The 16143-nt window shown below is 43.3% G+C and carries 13 protein-coding genes; 5 read left to right on the top strand and 8 right to left on the bottom strand.

The features are described 5' to 3' along the window. Nucleotides 1-2 precede the first annotated feature (2 nt). The 3 genes from cysN to cysC all read left to right on the top strand — a co-directional run bounded on the left by cysN (nt 3) and on the right by cysC (nt 4015). On the top strand, nt 3-1433 hold the full coding sequence (gene cysN / locus L4C39_RS16975; protein ID WP_017051458.1) for a sulfate adenylyltransferase subunit CysN: 1431 nt from the start codon (nt 3-5) through the stop codon (nt 1431-1433). A gap of 162 nt (nt 1434-1595) precedes the next feature. After that, a complete protein-coding gene (locus tag L4C39_RS16970) occupies nt 1596-3320 on the top strand; it encodes an SLC13 family permease (protein ID WP_429747085.1) in 1725 nt (574 codons plus the stop codon). 65 nt (nt 3321-3385) lie between these two features. Then, nucleotides 3386-4015: an adenylyl-sulfate kinase gene (cysC, locus tag L4C39_RS16965; RefSeq protein WP_429747083.1), complete on the top strand. Its 630-nt coding sequence runs from the start codon at nt 3386-3388 to the stop codon at nt 4013-4015. A 56-nt stretch (nt 4016-4071) separates the two neighbouring features. Here cysC and L4C39_RS16960 read toward each other — a convergent pair whose 3' ends face one another. The 8 genes from L4C39_RS16960 to msrA form a co-directional block, all read right to left on the bottom strand. Then, nucleotides 4072-4971, bottom strand: coding sequence for a TIGR03899 family protein (locus L4C39_RS16960; protein WP_017051461.1), 900 nt, complete (start codon nt 4969-4971; stop codon nt 4072-4074). 305 nt (nt 4972-5276) lie between these two features. After that, on the bottom strand, nt 5277-5717 hold the full coding sequence (locus tag L4C39_RS16955) for a DUF3299 domain-containing protein (RefSeq protein ID WP_429747114.1): 441 nt from the start codon (nt 5715-5717) through the stop codon (nt 5277-5279). 109 nt (nt 5718-5826) lie between these two features. Further along, nucleotides 5827-7092, bottom strand: a complete 1266-nt coding sequence (locus L4C39_RS16950) for an ABC transporter permease (protein WP_017051463.1) — start codon at nt 7090-7092, stop codon at nt 5827-5829. Then, nucleotides 7089-7811, bottom strand: a complete 723-nt coding sequence (locus tag L4C39_RS16945) for an ABC transporter ATP-binding protein (protein ID WP_113795490.1) — start codon at nt 7809-7811, stop codon at nt 7089-7091. The genes L4C39_RS16950 and L4C39_RS16945 overlap by 4 nt, the downstream gene beginning before the upstream one ends. 73 nt (nt 7812-7884) lie before the next feature. After that, on the bottom strand, nt 7885-8571 hold the full coding sequence (zrgA, locus tag L4C39_RS16940; RefSeq protein WP_429747080.1) for a zinc uptake protein ZrgA: 687 nt from the start codon (nt 8569-8571) through the stop codon (nt 7885-7887). Between the two features lie 183 nt (nt 8572-8754). Beyond that, nucleotides 8755-9021 (bottom strand): DUF2607 family protein, encoded by a 267-nt coding sequence (locus L4C39_RS16935; RefSeq protein ID WP_429747078.1) that lies wholly within the window; start codon nt 9019-9021, stop codon nt 8755-8757. Between the two features lie 102 nt (nt 9022-9123). After that, complete coding sequence (locus tag L4C39_RS16930; protein ID WP_429747076.1) at nt 9124-9675, bottom strand: YtfJ family protein; 552 nt, start codon at nt 9673-9675, stop codon at nt 9124-9126. A 174-nt stretch (nt 9676-9849) separates the two neighbouring features. Beyond that, a complete protein-coding gene (gene msrA, locus L4C39_RS16925; RefSeq protein ID WP_113795494.1) occupies nt 9850-10476 on the bottom strand; it encodes a peptide-methionine (S)-S-oxide reductase MsrA in 627 nt (208 codons plus the stop codon). Nucleotides 10477-10657: 181 nt separating this feature from the next. On the opposite strand from msrA, the gene tamA reads away from it, so the two are divergent. Then, nucleotides 10658-12370: an autotransporter assembly complex protein TamA gene (gene tamA, locus L4C39_RS16920; protein WP_371712312.1), complete on the top strand. Its 1713-nt coding sequence runs from the start codon at nt 10658-10660 to the stop codon at nt 12368-12370. After that, nucleotides 12367-16140 carry an autotransporter assembly complex protein TamB gene (gene tamB, locus L4C39_RS16915; RefSeq protein WP_429747073.1) on the top strand — a complete coding sequence of 1258 codons (3774 nt, stop codon included), beginning with the start codon at nt 12367-12369 and terminating at the stop codon, nt 16138-16140. The genes tamA and tamB overlap by 4 nt, the downstream gene beginning before the upstream one ends. Nucleotides 16141-16143 lie beyond the last annotated feature (3 nt).

Below are 16143 nucleotides of genomic sequence, written 5' to 3'. Positions count from 1 at the left end.
TAATGAATAGTGCAGTTGAAGCTGAACTCGCTGAGTTAGGCATTGAAGGTTATCTTAATCAACACCAATATAAATCGATGCTCAGATTTTTAACTTGTGGCTCGGTTGATGATGGGAAAAGTACCTTAATTGGACGTTTACTCCATGATACGCAGCAGATCTATGAAGATCAGTTAGCGGCGGTTCACTCAGATAGCCAACGCGTTGGAACGACGGGTGAAAAGCCTGATTTGGCCTTACTGGTTGATGGCTTGCAAGCTGAGCGTGAACAAGGGATCACCATTGATGTTGCTTATCGTTATTTCTCTACTGAGAAGCGTAAGTTCATTATCGCGGATACTCCTGGGCACGAGCAATATACGCGTAATATGGCAACCGGAGCTTCGACTTGTGATCTTGCAGTGATCTTGATTGATGCTCGAAAAGGCGTACTAGACCAAACTCGTCGCCACTCATTCATAGCTAACTTACTTGGCTTGAAACATTTTGTCGTCGCGGTCAATAAAATGGATCTTGTGGATTATTCACAACAGCGTTTCGAAGAGATCCGCGATCAATATTTATCGTTTGCTGAAAATTTGCAAGGCGATACCAATATTCAGATTCTTCCACTGTCTGCTTTAGAAGGTGAAAACGTTGCATCGGCGAGTCAAGAGATGTCATGGTTTGAAGGCCCAACTCTGTTAGAGGTTCTTGAGACTGTCGATATTGATCAAAGTCGCTCTGGTGGTGACTTCCGCTTCCCTGTGCAGTACGTCAACCGTCCTAATCTCGACTTTCGAGGCTTTTCTGGCACGATTGCTTCAGGTCAGATAGCTGTTGGCGACACGATCAAAGCACTTCCTTCAGGCAAGTTCTCTAAAGTGGCGAGTATTGTCACGTTTGATGGTGAACTACAATCTGCCCAAGCAGGGTTGGCGGTAACACTGACTCTTGAAGATGAGATTGATATTAGCCGAGGCGATCTAATCGTGTTGGAGAATGCTGAAATTGAAACAACGAACCATCTGTTAGCCGATGTGGTATGGATGACAGAGCAACCGCTTAAACCGGGTCGTGAGTATGATATTAAAGTGGCAGGTAAGAAAACACTTGGCCAAGTCAGTTCTATTCGCCATCAATACGATATTAATAACCTCTCAACCCATACGGCAAGTGAATTACCGCTCAATGGTATCGGCTTGTGTGAATGGTCACTAACCGAATCTGTAGCGTTAGATAAATATCGTGAATGTGCGGATACTGGCGGCTTTATCATTATTGATCGCTTAACCAACGTTACGGTGGGAGCAGGGCTTATCCGTGAAGGTTTAGATAGCGTGGCGAAGGTTCAAGGTGACTTCTCTGCATTTGAAATCGAATTCAATGCATTAGTTCGTAAACATTTCCCGCACTGGGATGCGAAAGATTTGAGCCAACTACTTCGCAAGTAGAGATAAAAGTCAGCCAGTAGAGATAAAAGTCAGCCAGTAGAGATGTAAAAGTAGGGTGTGAGATTGACTAACAATCGAATGTCTCACTTGGGGTTATGTCTCTAATTCAAATAGGTGAATGTGTGGAAGTGAGTGATCACTTTCACACTCAGGGAAGCGTTTATGTGGGAACAAGGATTTGTGTTAGCAGTGCTGCTTGGCATCATCACTTGCCTACTGACAACTAAAATTAAACCTAGCATCATATTTGCCAGTGCTTCATTCATCGCTTTTTTAGCGGGGATGATAGAGCTGAAAAGTGTGGCTGAAAATTTCACGAATTCTTCATTATTAACGCTAGTTTTGCTTGTTTTAGCCTCCTGTGCATTAGAAAAAACTCGCCTTATCAGTTGGGTGAGCCGAATTATTTCTAATGGGAAGTTGGGTACAGTTGTGGCGAAGCTCGGCGTTTCAACGGCTTTACTCTCTTCGTTTACCAATAATACCGCAGTGGTGGTCTCGTTAATTAGTGCCATTAAGCGCAACCAGAAACATGCGCCATCAAAATTACTTATTCCCCTTTCCTATGCGGCTATTTTAGGGGGAACGTTAACGCTGATTGGCACTTCAACCAATTTGATCATCAACAGCTTTGTTGAAGATGTTGGATTACCTAGCCTCAGCTTTTTTGCTCCAACAATGATCGGACTTGCCGTGTTGTTTGGCGGTGTCTTGATCTTGATTCCTTTGAGCTATTTATTGCCTGATTATGACGATCAAAACCAAGATGACTTGCCTTATTTTCTTGAAGCGCGAGTAGAACCGGGCTCACCATTGGTGGGGCGTAGCGTGAGTGAAAATAACCTTAGAGCGTTACGTAAACTTTTTTTGGCTGAAGTGATCCGAGATGGCGAAACAAAAACCTCCATTGATCCAGACTTTGTACTCATGGCAAGAGATCGATTGCTGTTTTGTGGTGATGTTGAAAGTGTCGCCACTCTGCAAGAAATACAGGGGCTCACTCTATTTGGTCAGCATCACCTAAATGGACAGAGTTTTATTGAAGTAGTGGTGAGCTCTTCGGCAAGCTTCTGCAATAAAACATTAAAAACTAGTCATTTTAGAGATAGGTTTGATGCAGTAGTTGTGGCAATTAGACGCGGACATGAACGGCTAGAAGGTGGGCTAGGCAATATCACGTTAACCGCTGGGGATACCTTAGTTTTAGTTCCCGGAAAACGCTTTGAATCGGAGAGACAAGCCCATCGACGTGAATTTGTATTGATTAATGATTTAGATTCGAGTGCAAAATTGGATCAAAGCAAGTCAACACTCGTATTGCTAGGTTTCGCTGCCGTGATTGGTTGTTCGCTATTGGGTTATGTTCCGATTATCAAAGGGTTATCGCTGTACCTACTGGCGATGATTGTGATGGGTATTATTCAGGTAGGTGAGATTCGTCGACGATTTCCCATTGATATTGTCGTTATTGTTGGCTCGGCTCTTTCTATTGCCCAGTTGATGATTTCCTCTGGTCTCTCTATGCGAATGGGGGAAATGTTCATGGAGGCATTCAATGGTTGGGGGGTATTTGGTGCTTTAGTGGCGACTTACTTTGTGACTTTGATTTTAACGGAGCTCGTAACCAATAACGCCGCTGCCGCTCTCTCTTTTCCTATTGGCTACAGTATGGCGATAGGATATGGCGTCGATCCCATGCCATTTATTATGGCGGTGTTGTTTGGTGCCAGCGCCAGTTTTATCTCCCCTTATGGCTATCAAACCAATTTATTGGTCTATAGCGTGGGCAATTATCAAATGAAAGATTATCTACGAATTGGAGTGCCGATTTCTATCGTTTACTCTGGATTGGTTTTAAGCCTGATCCCTTACTTTTTCCCATTTTGAATATATTTAAACAGTACCAAAGCATGGAAGGAATGGGCTGTTTTGGTACTTGACAAGGATTGACTATGACAACATCAACAGCGCCACTAACAGTAAATAAAGATGAAAATATCGTTTGGCATCAACACTCGGTTGATAAAGCGTTCAGAGCTAAATTGAAGCATCAGAAACCGGTAGTACTTTGGTTTACGGGGTTATCTGGCGCTGGGAAATCAACCGTCGCAGGTGCTTTAGAGTCAAAACTGGCTCAGTTAGGTCACCACACCTATTTACTCGATGGGGATAATGTCCGCCATGGTTTGTGTGGCGATCTGGGCTTTTCTGATCAAGACCGCCGTGAAAATATTCGTCGTATTGGAGAGCTCGCTAAACTGATGGCCGATGCTGGATTGATTGTGCTTTCTGCGTTTATTTCGCCTCATCGTGCTGAGCGGCAGTTAGTGCGAGATTTATTACCTGAGGGGGAGTTTTTGGAAGTATTTGTTAACGTACCACTCGAAGTGTGCGAACAAAGGGACCCAAAAGGTTTATACAAAAAGGCGAGAGCAGGGCAAATTGCCAACTTTACTGGTATTGATTCTGTGTATGAAGCGCCATTGAAGCCTGAGATCGATCTTCCTGCTGGGGAACTATCGGTTGAGCAACTTGTTGAACTTTGTATTCAGGCGCTAAAGGATCGCGCGGTGATCTCATAAGGTGAATTAGGGGCGATGTTATGTCGCCCTTAATTCATATAAGTTCGAGTTTGATCTTAAACGGTGTGGTGAACGGTGCTTTTTACCTCGGTTTGAACGGTAAATTTTTGACTAAGCAGCCCCACCAGTTGATCGTAATACTGCATATTGGGTTTATTACCTAGCAGCTTGCATAATTCATTACCCGTCGGGCTGAAGCGGTAATAGACAAGCTTCACCCCTTTACCTAGCGGCTGCAAACTGATCTGTTTACCTTGATAGGTCAAGCTAAGTGCTGGATCAAACTCGATCTCCCCAGATTCCAATTCGGTACCAAGTAGTAGCCCAAGCTCAATCAATAGCAATAGACTGGAGTAGGGAATTTGGAAGCTACCTAAATTAATGGTGCTGGTGGTATCTCGTTTACCAAAGCTGAAGATCCCCGCATGCGACTTATACCCGAGCAGTAGTTTTCGGCTATTATCACTCCCAAAACTGCAGGCCAATGAAGCGGCTCTTTGTAAGTTTTGCGCCTCTTTCGGGGTCATGTCCTTGAGTATTTTCAATGCCTTCATCGACGTTGAACCTGGGTTGGTCACTTCTCTTTTGAGTACCTGTGCCCAGAGTCTTTGCATTGACGTGTTATGAATATCTTGAGCCATGTCGAAGAAGCGATACAACCAATCTTGATCCGGCTCTCCTGCGGTTTCATCTTTACATGATGCGTGGGTAATTTTTAGGATCTGTTCTAGGTTCTTTTGCCGCTGTTCTTTACGCTTCTTCTCTCGGACGAGTGCGCGTTCAATCAGTTTTTTTTCTGGTGCATCTTTTTGCAGCATCGCATCTAAGCTATAGCTTTGTGCAATGTTCATAACTCGACTTGCACTATCTTTTATGTATGACTTTTTTTCTTGATGCGTAGAGCTTTGAGTATTTGATTCATGCTCAATAACGATTGGTTTGTTTGTCTCTGCCATATTGGATACCGTTTCAAGGATGTGTATGCACCTAGATAAAATGTACCGCTTTAAAGGGTTTGGTGCTAGTCAAACCCTTTAAGGTGAGATCTGAACTAAGAAAATTTGACTATCACAAATGATAATAACTTGTTAAAATTGTTATCGTCAAAGTGAGGTCTTATGATGCAATTTAAACAGAATAAATGGAAGAAACAGCTGTCGATAACACTATTGCTGATAGTGTACGTCGCTGTATTAGTCTATTTATCTAAATATATTGTTTAGACTAGTCTTTTTTACTGGTTGATCATTTGTTAAAAATATTACATGTCGTCATACGCTTCTATTGACGTACCCTCAATTAAGTATCCAGTTTCAGCCAAGTCATGGTTCATCGTTTTAGTTTTTAATGTCCCTTCTAGATAAATTACATCCCATAGGTCTTGAACGGGAGCCCCTTTAGGGAATTTTACATAAATAATTTGGTTCGGTGGTGGTGGTGGAACATGGATGCAAGCACCAAAATAGGGCACAAGTAAGAACTCCGTGACCTTATTTTCATCACCTTCTAGCGGAATCACAAATCCGGGTATCTTCACCTTGCTGCCATTTAATTCTGTTCTCACCGCTCCGAGTTTTGATTGGCTCATTGTTGTGCTTGAATGATCTACGGTTGGCATTCCAAACTCATCAAATTTGTTACGCTCGCTCTTGGGGATCAGATCTATCCAATCTAGGGTCAAGACTTCATCACTACTCGGCATCTCAACGTTTTGGCTTTCAACCTTAGAGTTTGCAAAGCTAGGGCTGGTTACCCCTAAAAAGCAGAGCAGTATTAGTAGGGTTTTTCTCATTATTGTTTACCTTATCTATTTAAATTCGTATGGTCATGCCATCACTGAGAGATTGTTTATAAGCACGAAAAGCGGGAATGAAGCCGATAACTAAACCAGCCGTTTGGACTAATCCGAGTAGCAACCATTCATGATGGCTTATTCCATTAAGTGCGATGTTGATGCCATAGTGCTGCTGGATAATTGGGCCGATGACGGCAAGCAGGGCATACAGAGTGATGACACCAGTGGTAATACCCACGAAAGTTAATACACTTGCTTCACTTATCAGTAGAGCAAATACATGTTTTGGCCTTGCCCCCATAGCTCTGAGAATGGCCATTTCTCGGCGTCTTTCTTGTAAGCTGGTCAGTAAGCTGCTTAGCATGCCGAGTAAACCGGCAACAACCACAAATCCTGAAACAATCATTAACGCTTGTTCTGCTACCGACATCATTCCCCACAATTCATGCAGAGCAATACCGGGCATGATGGCGCTGAGTGGCTCTTTACGATAAGTATTGATTTGTCTTTGGAGCGAAAAAATCTGAATTTTTGACTTCAGCCCAAGCAGCATGGCCGTGATCTGTTGTGGTTGAAGCTTGAGTTGGTGAGCCTCTAATTGCGCAGCGGTTGGGTTGTTACCTAAATTGGCTCCTGACTCCCATCCGACATGGATGGCTTCAATGGCTGGAAGTGAAACATGCACCGTTTTGTCGACTGGGGTGCCTGTGGGTGCAAGGATACCGACCACTTTAAAAGGAAGGTTATCATGGCGACTAAATCCAACGTCGCTGATGCCATGAGCTAAGATGATCTCTGTCCCGATTTGATAACCAAGAGATTTAGCGACATCTGAACCAATCACAGTTTCGAATAATGATTTAAATTCAGCACCTTGGCTAAAAGTAAGTGGTTGCTTACTACCATATTTAAAATGCTCAAAATAGCTATGGTTGGTCCCCATGACTCGAAACCCTTTATGAGAATCGCCTAATGAAATGGGAATCGCCCAATCGACAGAGCGGTGCTGGCTAAACTCTTGATAACTTTTCCAATCAATATTATTGGTCGCGTTGCCGATCCTAAATACAGAATAGAGCAGCAAATTTACCTGTCCAGAGCGACCACCTACGATAAGGTCGGTGCCTGAAATGGTGTTAGCAAAACTGCTTTTCGCTTGAGTTCTGACTCGCTCAACACCCATTAACAACACGACTGAAATCGCAACGGTTAAAATGGTAAGGATAGCCGTCGTTTTGCGGTTTAAGACGCTCTTCCATGCTAGGTGTGCGGTTGTTTTCATGAATCTAATCCCGCTTTGTTGATGGTTTTCAAGTTAATTGAACGTTGAAATAGTGGCTCTAAGGTTGGATCGTGGCTGACAAATATCAGTGTTGAATTTGCTCGTTCAACTTCTTCCATTAGAACGGTGATGAAAGCGCTACGATTATCATGATCAAGAGCGGAAGTCGGTTCATCTGCGATGATAATTTCAGGGTTACCAATCAAAGCTCTAGCTGCCGCAACCCGTTGTTGTTGTCCAATGCTCAGTTCGGTTACTGGTTTATGAATTAACGTGCTAGGTAGGTGTAATCTTTTGAGTAACTGTTCTGCTGCTTGCTTGATATCACCTTGGACTCTCTGCTTACGGAGAGTGGAAAATTGACAAGGAAGAATGACATTATCGAGAACCGATAAGTAAGGCAGTAAGTTGAACTGTTGAAATATATAACCAATATGCTCCGCTCTAAAATGATCTCGCAAACTCGGTTTCAACGTGCTTAAGTCGGTGTCTAAAATGGAGACTTCACCTTCTTGAGCTGTATTTATACCCGTCATTAACCCTAATAGTGTCGACTTACCGCATCCACTCGGGCCCTTAATAAAAAGGTGCTCTTTGGATTGGATCTCTAGAGATGGAATGAGTAACGTCGGTTCCATTTCCTCCTTCCAGCGAAAGCTGACATCTCTTAGTTTTACCACACTCTGCGTCGGTTGGTTTGAGTGATTATTCTCTATCATTGAGCTCCCCACTTGATAGTAAAATCAACATAAAGAGATAGCCAAGTAAGCACCTACTTACTTGGCTAGCTAATTAAAAGTTAAACTTGGTGTTCTTTGGTGAGAGTTCTAGTGCCGTCTGCTTAGTGTCAGTGAGCAAATTCACTTCAATCGACTCTGTACTTGGAAATGCATTGAACCAAGAGGTTTGGAATTCAGTTAACTTAGTGATGTCGCCGCATTGATAGTGGTATTCAACGGTAAATGAACCGTGTTGACCATGAGCTTCTGAATCGTGATCATGCTCATCATGGTGTTCTGCATCATCATGTTTGTCATGATGATCGTCATGTTTATCGTGGTGTTCTGCGTCATCATGTTTGTCTTGATGATGTTCATGTTCGTCGTGATGTTCTGCGTCATCATGCTCGTCATGGTGACTATCTGATAGCGTGTGTTTTACCGATTTGAATTCCAGTTCACAGCTTGCATTACCTGAGAGAGAAATAAGCTGTTGTGGTTGTTCTAGTAGAGCTACGGCTTTTACAAGAGCCTGCTTCTCTGCATCGGTTTCTGGTGGGTGTTCAAATCCAACGACATCGGCGCCCGGAGCGGATATTTCAAATAAAAGTTCTTGACCATCTTGGGCGATATTTAGCTCTACATGACCATGGACATGCGCTTCGTGATCACGAAAATCATCTTCTGCGTGCGCTGAAGAAACCTGTAAAGAGAGTGCGATAAGACCTGCGAGTGTTGTCCATTTTGTTTGCTGTTGCATGATGTGCCCTTTAATAACTTAAAATAGTGAAAATATTGATCATCGCCATGCCGATACGTATCTAAAACCAAGATCTTAAAACCAAGCCCTTAAAACCAAGCCCTTAAAACTCAGTACTTAAAACCGAGCTCTTAAAATTAAGTCATGGATGTGATCGTGAAATGCATAGCGGTATAGGAATAACTATTTTAGTGACGGAGGAGAACGTGCAAGGTAGGGAAAATAGAGTCGAGCCGTCGATCTCACATCTTCTGTATTAGGGAAGAGGAAAGGTGTAAGAGGTGTGAAAATGAGTGGTGAAGAATGTGATAACCCTTGCTGGGCAACGGAAAACAACTCGCATTGATGGTGCTGGTGGTGTGAAGAGTCTAGATCAACTTGGTGTGCCGCAAATGCAACGTTAAGCCATAGCGTTAGCAAAATTGCTACTACGGTCGTTAGCTTACTCATTGACTGTCGACGTAACCACATAGTTCAAGTACGAGATGGAAAAAGGATATTGTTATACTATAACAATATCCTTAAATGGAAACCTATTTTTACTATTCGTTATTACAAACTGGCTTTAATGAGACCTAATACCTGTTGGATCTGAGTATCATCTAATGCACCTTCATGGGCGAATAAAATCTTGCCCTGCTTATCTTGCACAATAATGGCTGAGCTCTCTTCTGCTAACTCCCAAGCATTTGCAACACTGCCATTCTCATCCAGCACCATTGAAGACCATGGAAACTCTTGTTTACTCTCTTCCGCTGATGATTTCACAAATGATCCTGTCCCCCAAATGGCATCATCTTGGTTGATAATGGTGGTGGTTTGGTAGCTATCGGTTGGGAATTTGGCTGCTGTTAAGGCGGCCATTAACGGTGAATTCATTTTTTTTGAACTGCTGCGCCCTGCAATGGCATGGATCACACGAACTTTGCCGAGCAGTTGTTCGTTGTTCCAAGCTTGGTAAGCCGTGTCATCGCCATTTAGGACGATTTCGCCATAAGAGCTGACGGCAATGTCAGGAACCGTTTTTCCTACTGTGAGGTTATGCGCCGATGTAAGCATAGGTGAGCAAGCAAGTATTAGAGTTAGGAGAGTCTTTTTGTTCATTATTTTTTTTCCGTTTATGTATTTGCTCGGCAAGTATAAAACACATTTTTGTAACATGACGAATAATTGATAGCGACTTGATTCTTTTCAGAGAATAAAGCCAGTGCTATCTGATATAGATCCCATTTTTATGCGGTTTCTTTCATGTATCCATTATTGACTATGATGGAGCGCTTAAGCAGGAAAGCACACACCTGTGCCACCTAAACCACAATATCCTTCAGGGTTCTTTGCCAAATATTGTTGGTGATAGCTTTCTGCAAAATAGTACTGACCCGCAGGTAATATTTCAGTGGTTATGTGCGGCTGGCCTTGGTGATTTAACGCCTCTTGATAACGCAGCTTGGAGGCATTTGCTATATTGAGTTGCTCTTCACTAAAGCAGTAAATGGCGGAGCGATACTGAGTGCCAGAGTCATTACCTTGGCGCATGCCTTGAGTCGGGTCATGGCGTTCCCAAAAGTGCTCTAAAATATCCTCTAAGTGCGTTTTAGTGGTATCAAAGACAACGCGTACTACCTCGGTATGCCCAGTTAGCCCTGAGCAGACTTCATCATAAGTAGGATTCGGAGTGTAGCCCCCAGCGTAACCAACAGACGTTGAAACGATGCCATCGAGAGACCAAAACAGTCGTTCCGCTCCCCAGAAACAACCCATACCGAATAGAATTTGTTGTTGCTCTGGCGCTAACGGAGCATCCAGTGCTGAGTGATTAACAAAATGCGCTTCAGTGATCGGCATTGCTTGAGAGCGTCCGGGAAGCGCATCGTTTACGTTGATCAGGGCTGTTTTTGAGAACATTACGGCATCCTTTTGTTCAATTTTATGTCAGTAGAATGAAATCTGGAGAGAAAAATAGAGGTTTTATTTATAGAAACAGACCGAAGAACCCTCTGTTTTATTACAGACTTAAAGAGAATTTAGCGTTATTATTTTAGTTAATTGATTTTACTTTTCATTAACGTGGTTCATCCAATTAAGCATGATAAGAAAAACATTACTAGTATTGATTAGCCTTTTGATTCTCTCAACGAGTGCAATGGCGAATGTCTCTTTAGAAATTAAAGGTTTAAAAGGTGCATTAGAAGATAATGTCGATGCGTATTTATCTTCAATTCCAGAAGAGGACTACTCCATTTCGTTGCGCTTTCAATCTCGCATTGAAACCAGTGTTCGTGATGCCTTAAATGCTTTGGGTTACTACCATTCAACTATCAATTTTACCGTGCCTAAAGGGGATAAAAAGCTCATCGCGACGGTAGCGTTGGGAGAGCCCGTCACCATTTTTAGTAACGATATCGTGATTTCAGGAGAAGCGGAAAATGACCCTGATTTTTTGGCCTTGGTTGCGAATTCAAAGTTAAAGCTGGGTGCGGTATTAAACCATGGTGATTATGATGGCCTTAAATCAAGCATACGAAATCTGGCTTTGCAGAAAGGCTACTTCGATGCGGATTATAAGGTAAGTCGCTTAGAGGTGGTGCCGGAATTAAATCGCGCCTACGTAAAACTTCATTATGAAAGTGGTATTCGCTATCACTTTGGTTCTACTCAGATTAATGGCAGTCAGATAGAAGAGGTGCGAGTTCAATCGCTACAGCCTTATGAGACGGGAGAGCCTTACTTAGTGTCTAAAGTCGGCGCATTTAATCAATCCTTATCGAACACCGATTGGTTTTCATCTGTCTTTGTCGAACCGGATCTCACCTCGTTAGGTAAAGGTCGAGATTTACCCATGAAGGTGTCGTTAGCCCCACAAGCTAAAAATCAAATTGAAACGGGTATTGGTTATTCAACTGATGTCGGTGTCCGCGGAACATTGAACTGGAAAAAACCGTGGGTTAATCGTTACGGACATAGTTTTGATAGCAGTTTGTCTTTGTCTGTGCCTGAACAAACCATTACAGCAGGCTATAAAATTCCACTTGAAGACGTGCTTCATGATTACTATCGCATCCAATATGGAATGAAAAATGTCGATACTCGAGATACGGTAAGTTTAGAATCGAATTTGGCAGTCGAAAGGCATTGGCTGCTGGATAATGGTTGGCACAGAACGCTATTTGTCCGTTACTTGATTGAAAATTATGAGCAAGGTTTGCAAGATGATGTTGGGCGATTCTTGCTATCTGGCATGTCGTTTTCGCGCAGTCGTAGCCGAGGCGGAGTGATGCCGATGTGGGGCGATAAACAGAGTATTACTTTTGAATATGGCGATGATCAACTGTTATCGGAAACTCGTGTCTTTAGGTTGCAAGGGCGTACGTCTTGGATCCGCGGGGTAGGTGAAAACCACCGAGGCTTACTTCGTTTAGAAGGGGGAGGTAACTTTGCGGATGAGTTTGATTCACTATCGCCTTCATTGCGTTTCTTTGCTGGTGGAGACAATAATTTGCGTGGCTATAAGTATGAATCTATCTCTCCAAAAGATGAAAGCAATGCTTTAACCGGGGCGAAATATATTGCGACCAGCACCTTAGAGTACCAATACCGAGTGGTGGGGAATTGGTGGGCAGCGACGTTTGTTGATTACGGTGATGCTTTCAACAATACACCAGATTGGAAAACAGGTGTGGGTGTCGGGGTTAGATGGGTTTCTCCTGTTGGCCCAGTTCGTCTTGATTTCGCATGGGGATTGGATGAAACGCCCGGTGACGAATTCCAAGTTCACTTTACCTTAGGGCCCGAGTTATGATTAAGGTGATGTTTAAGTGGACAAAATGGCTTTCGATGAGCGCATTGAGTCTACTGCTGTTACTCACTCTTTTTATTGCCATATTACTGTTTACCAATTCAGGGCTAAAACTCACCGTTTGGGGGGCACAAAAAGCGTTACCTCAACTCAGTGTTGAATCAACTGAGGGATCTTTGTTTCCGAGGTTCAGTCTTAATAATGTCCGTTTTGTTGATGATAGCTTGCATATCGACGCTCAATTACAGCAACTGACTTTAGCAGTAAAGGCGCAATGCTTTTTTGACCCTTCACTATGTATTGATGAAATAGCACTTCAAGGGTTATCGCTGAATTTGTCTGAATTGCTTCCCTCGTCATCGGAAGAGCCTTCGAAAGAGCCGTTAACATCCATTGCCGTTCCTCTGCCAATTAACATTAAGCGTATTGAATTGCTTGATATTGATCTGAATATTTTAGGCAATCAAGTGGATTGGCAACACTTCTCGACGAGCCTGTCGATGCAGGGAGACAGACTCTCGATAGGTCGCACTCGCCTTGAGACGATTAATGTTCAATTAGCAAAAGGGCATGAAGACAACCCTGTCGAGCCTAAGGCGGAGAGTGCTGAAAAGGTAAAATCTGAAGCGGACAAAACAGCGATCAAACTGCCAGAAGTTTGGATCCCACTGAAAGTGGATCTCAAACGGTTTGATCTTTCTAGTTTTACCTTGATCCAAGACTCGCCACTCAATGTCACCCATCTGGGGCTGGAAGCAAAAGCAGGTGAGTACTCGGTCGTCCTCAACACTCTTGAACTCGATATGCCGCAAATTAAAGCGAGTGCACAGGCAGAAGTGGAGTTAAAAGAAGATTACCCATTGAATTTAACTCTGGATGCTCTACTTAAAGAGACTGAACTCAAAGGGCAGAAACTCTCTTTAGATGCCTCAGGAAGTGTAGGAGAACTGACCTTTTCGAGTCAGTTTTCTGGTGTGATTGATGCGCTATTGTCTGGTGACATTAAGCCACTTGAATCAACGTTACCTTTTGATCTTCGACTTTCTGAGGGGAAAGCTCAGTGGCCGCTATCTGGAAAAAGCGACTACCAAGTGACGATAGATCAGCTTAAAACGCAAGGTTCTTTAGAGGGCTATTCTTTACTGCTTGATACTCAAATCTCTGGCAAAGACATTCCCGAAATGAAGGTTAACCTCAATGGCAAAGGAACTCTAAGCCAGATTGATCTTGATTCGATTGCGATCAAAACACTCGGCGGTGAACTGGGTGGTAAAGTGATGGCAAATTGGACATCACCCATCAATTGGAAAGCGGATTTGAGCTTTAGTGACATCAAGCCAGGTTTGCAATGGAAAGAGGCGGAAGGGGTTATAAGCGGTAAGTTGGCTACCTCAGGTTCTTTAACGGCTGAGGGCGGTTGGAAGGTAGAGTTACCGAGTTTGAATGTCGACGGAGTTTTACGAGATTATCCACTCAACATTGTCGGGCAGTTGAAAGCATCGGATGTGACAGGAAAAGGAGCGTTCAAAGTACAAACTGATGGGTTGGCGTTATCTCATGGCCCTAACTCGATTAACGCAAAAGGCTTGTTAGATAAAAACTGGCAGATGGATGTTCAGTTAAACTTCCCCAGTTTTGCTAAATCGCTTCCTGAACTCAGTGGCAACATGCAAGGTGATTTGAAACTACGTGGCGCGCTAAAAGAGCCTGAAATTGAATTGGATATCAATGTCGATAATGTTCAGTGGCAACAACAGATGGGCTTACAACATTTATCTCTATCTGGTCGTGTAAAACCATTACCGCAGCCGAAAGCAGACATCCAATTGCTTGCCCGTCATCTTTCCTATGAAGATAAGCTTGTCGATAGCGTTAAGTTGGATCTTTCGGGGACTCAGGATGCTCACCAACTCGTGCTCGATGTGGCTTCAAATATTGTCTCTACCAGCTTGGCACTTTCGGGTTCATTTAACGATAAGCCGAAAATGGAATGGAGTGGGGTGTTACAAAGGGTTCTCGTGAGTAGCGAACAAGGGCCGTGGGAGCTCGACCATGCCGTGAAGTTAGGGTTTGATATCGACAATAAACAAGCTTCTGTGCAAGCGCATTGTTGGACACAATCAAAATCGAAAGTCTGCTTAACGAAAGATATGCAAGCTGGGGAATCGGGTGAGGCGAGTTTAGCTATTCAACAGTTTGATTTTGAGCAAGTAAAGCAATTTATCCCAGAAAAAACAGAGGTTGATGGGAAGGTGAATGCCACTGCCTGGGCGAAATGGGCTCCAGAGAAAGCACCAGAATTGACTGTCGAAGTGGAGATGCCAAAAGGTCAAGTGACTCAAACGTTAGAGCAACCGATCGTGGTCGGTTGGGATTCAATAGGTTTACAAATGGCACTAAAGGATAACCAACTGCAAGCTAAGTGGTTATTGGATATGACGGATAATGGTGATATTTCCGGTCATTTAGCGCTACCAGATGTTCAAGCGGAAGATAAGCTTGTGGATGCCGAGCTTAATTTATCTACCTTTAATCTTGATTTCCTTCAACCACTGGTCGGTGACTATAGTTTATTGAAAGCGAATCTAGAAACGAACCTTGCACTGAGCGGGCCATTAATGCATCCGCAAGTGAAGGGAAAACTCATCGTTGATGACATGGTATTAAAAGGGGATGTGTCGCCTATCGATGTCAATTCAGGTCGCCTTGCCATTGATTTCATGGGTTACCAAGCCAAGTTAGATGCCGATATTATTACCCCTGATGGCGACTTAAATATCGCAGGTACTGGAGACTGGCAAGATTTAAAAGATTGGCATACCAATATTCGAGTATTTGCCGAGCAGTTGAAGGTCGATATGCCGCCTATGGTGAAGATTAAATTAGTACCGGATATGACGATTGATGTGAGCCCGAAGTTAGCGAAGATCACAGGAAGCATTGCTCTACCTTGGGGACGAATTGTTGTAGAAGAGTTGCCACAAAGTGCGGTGGGTATATCAAAAGATCAGGTAATTTTGAATAAAGATCTACAACCAGTCGATGAAGCTACCCCTATTCCTTTTGATGTTGAAACGGACATCAATATTTCGATAGGTGATGATTTTCTACTCTCCGCATTTGGACTTGAAGGCGGTTTGATCGGTCAACTTAATGTGGCACAAAAAGATAAAGGTCCATTTGTGACTGGTGAGATCAATATAGCCAACGGGTCTTACCGATCTTTTGGGCAAGACTTATTGATTAAACAGGGCAAAATTTTGATGAATGGTCCGGTTGATGAGCCTTATGTATCGATTAAAGCGATCCGTAACCCAGATAATACGCAGGATAAAGTGACTGCGGGTGTGAAAGTCTCTGGGCCTGCCAGTGAACCCGTTGTTGAGATTTTTTCAGATCCAGCAATGCCTCAAGCTAATGCCTTGTCATACCTGCTGCGTGGACAAAACATTGATGGAGAATCTGGAGGTAACGCCATGACCACGACGTTAATTGGTTTAAGTTTAGCGAAGAGTGGCCAGATCGTAGGCGAGCTTGGCGAAGCCTTTGGTGTACAAGATTTACAGCTGGATACCGCAGGCTCAGGTGATGACTCACAAGTGACAGTAAGTGGTTATATTTTACCGGGTCTCCAAGTGAAATATGGCGTGGGTATTTTTAACTCGCTTGGTGAATTTACTGTGCGTTATCGTTTGATGCAGGATTTATATGTCGAAGCCGTTTCTGGGCTTGATAGCGCAGTGGATCTTCTTTATCAGTTTGAATTTAATTAAGTA

Source organism: Vibrio clamense (assembly GCF_050337905.1).
Classification (GTDB): Bacteria; Pseudomonadota; Gammaproteobacteria; order Enterobacterales; family Vibrionaceae; genus Vibrio; species Vibrio cortegadensis.
Note: the sequence above shows the minus strand (reverse complement) of the source record. Positions and strands in the feature narration are given on the sequence as shown.

Excerpts from the sequence above, each read along its gene's own strand:
- cysN (WP_017051458.1), top strand. The coding sequence starts at position 3 with ATGAATAGTGCAGTTGAAGCTGAACTCGCTGAGTTAGGCATTGAAGGT.
- L4C39_RS16970 (WP_429747085.1), top strand. The coding sequence starts at position 1,596 with ATGTGGGAACAAGGATTTGTGTTAGCAGTGCTGCTTGGCATCATCACT.
- cysC (WP_429747083.1), top strand. The coding sequence starts at position 3,386 with ATGACAACATCAACAGCGCCACTAACAGTAAATAAAGATGAAAATATC.
- L4C39_RS16960 (WP_017051461.1), bottom strand. The coding sequence starts at position 4,971 with ATGGCAGAGACAAACAAACCAATCGTTATTGAGCATGAATCAAATACT.
- L4C39_RS16955 (WP_429747114.1), bottom strand. The coding sequence starts at position 5,717 with ATGCCGAGTAGTGATGAAGTCTTGACCCTAGATTGGATAGATCTGATC.
- L4C39_RS16950 (WP_017051463.1), bottom strand. The coding sequence starts at position 7,092 with ATGAAAACAACCGCACACCTAGCATGGAAGAGCGTCTTAAACCGCAAA.
- L4C39_RS16945 (WP_113795490.1), bottom strand. The coding sequence starts at position 7,811 with ATGATAGAGAATAATCACTCAAACCAACCGACGCAGAGTGTGGTAAAA.
- zrgA (WP_429747080.1), bottom strand. The coding sequence starts at position 8,571 with ATGCAACAGCAAACAAAATGGACAACACTCGCAGGTCTTATCGCACTC.
- L4C39_RS16935 (WP_429747078.1), bottom strand. The coding sequence starts at position 9,021 with ATGAGTAAGCTAACGACCGTAGTAGCAATTTTGCTAACGCTATGGCTT.
- L4C39_RS16930 (WP_429747076.1), bottom strand. The coding sequence starts at position 9,675 with ATGAACAAAAAGACTCTCCTAACTCTAATACTTGCTTGCTCACCTATG.
- msrA (WP_113795494.1), bottom strand. The coding sequence starts at position 10,476 with ATGTTCTCAAAAACAGCCCTGATCAACGTAAACGATGCGCTTCCCGGA.
- tamA (WP_371712312.1), top strand. The coding sequence starts at position 10,658 with ATGATAAGAAAAACATTACTAGTATTGATTAGCCTTTTGATTCTCTCA.
- tamB (WP_429747073.1), top strand. The coding sequence starts at position 12,367 with ATGATTAAGGTGATGTTTAAGTGGACAAAATGGCTTTCGATGAGCGCA.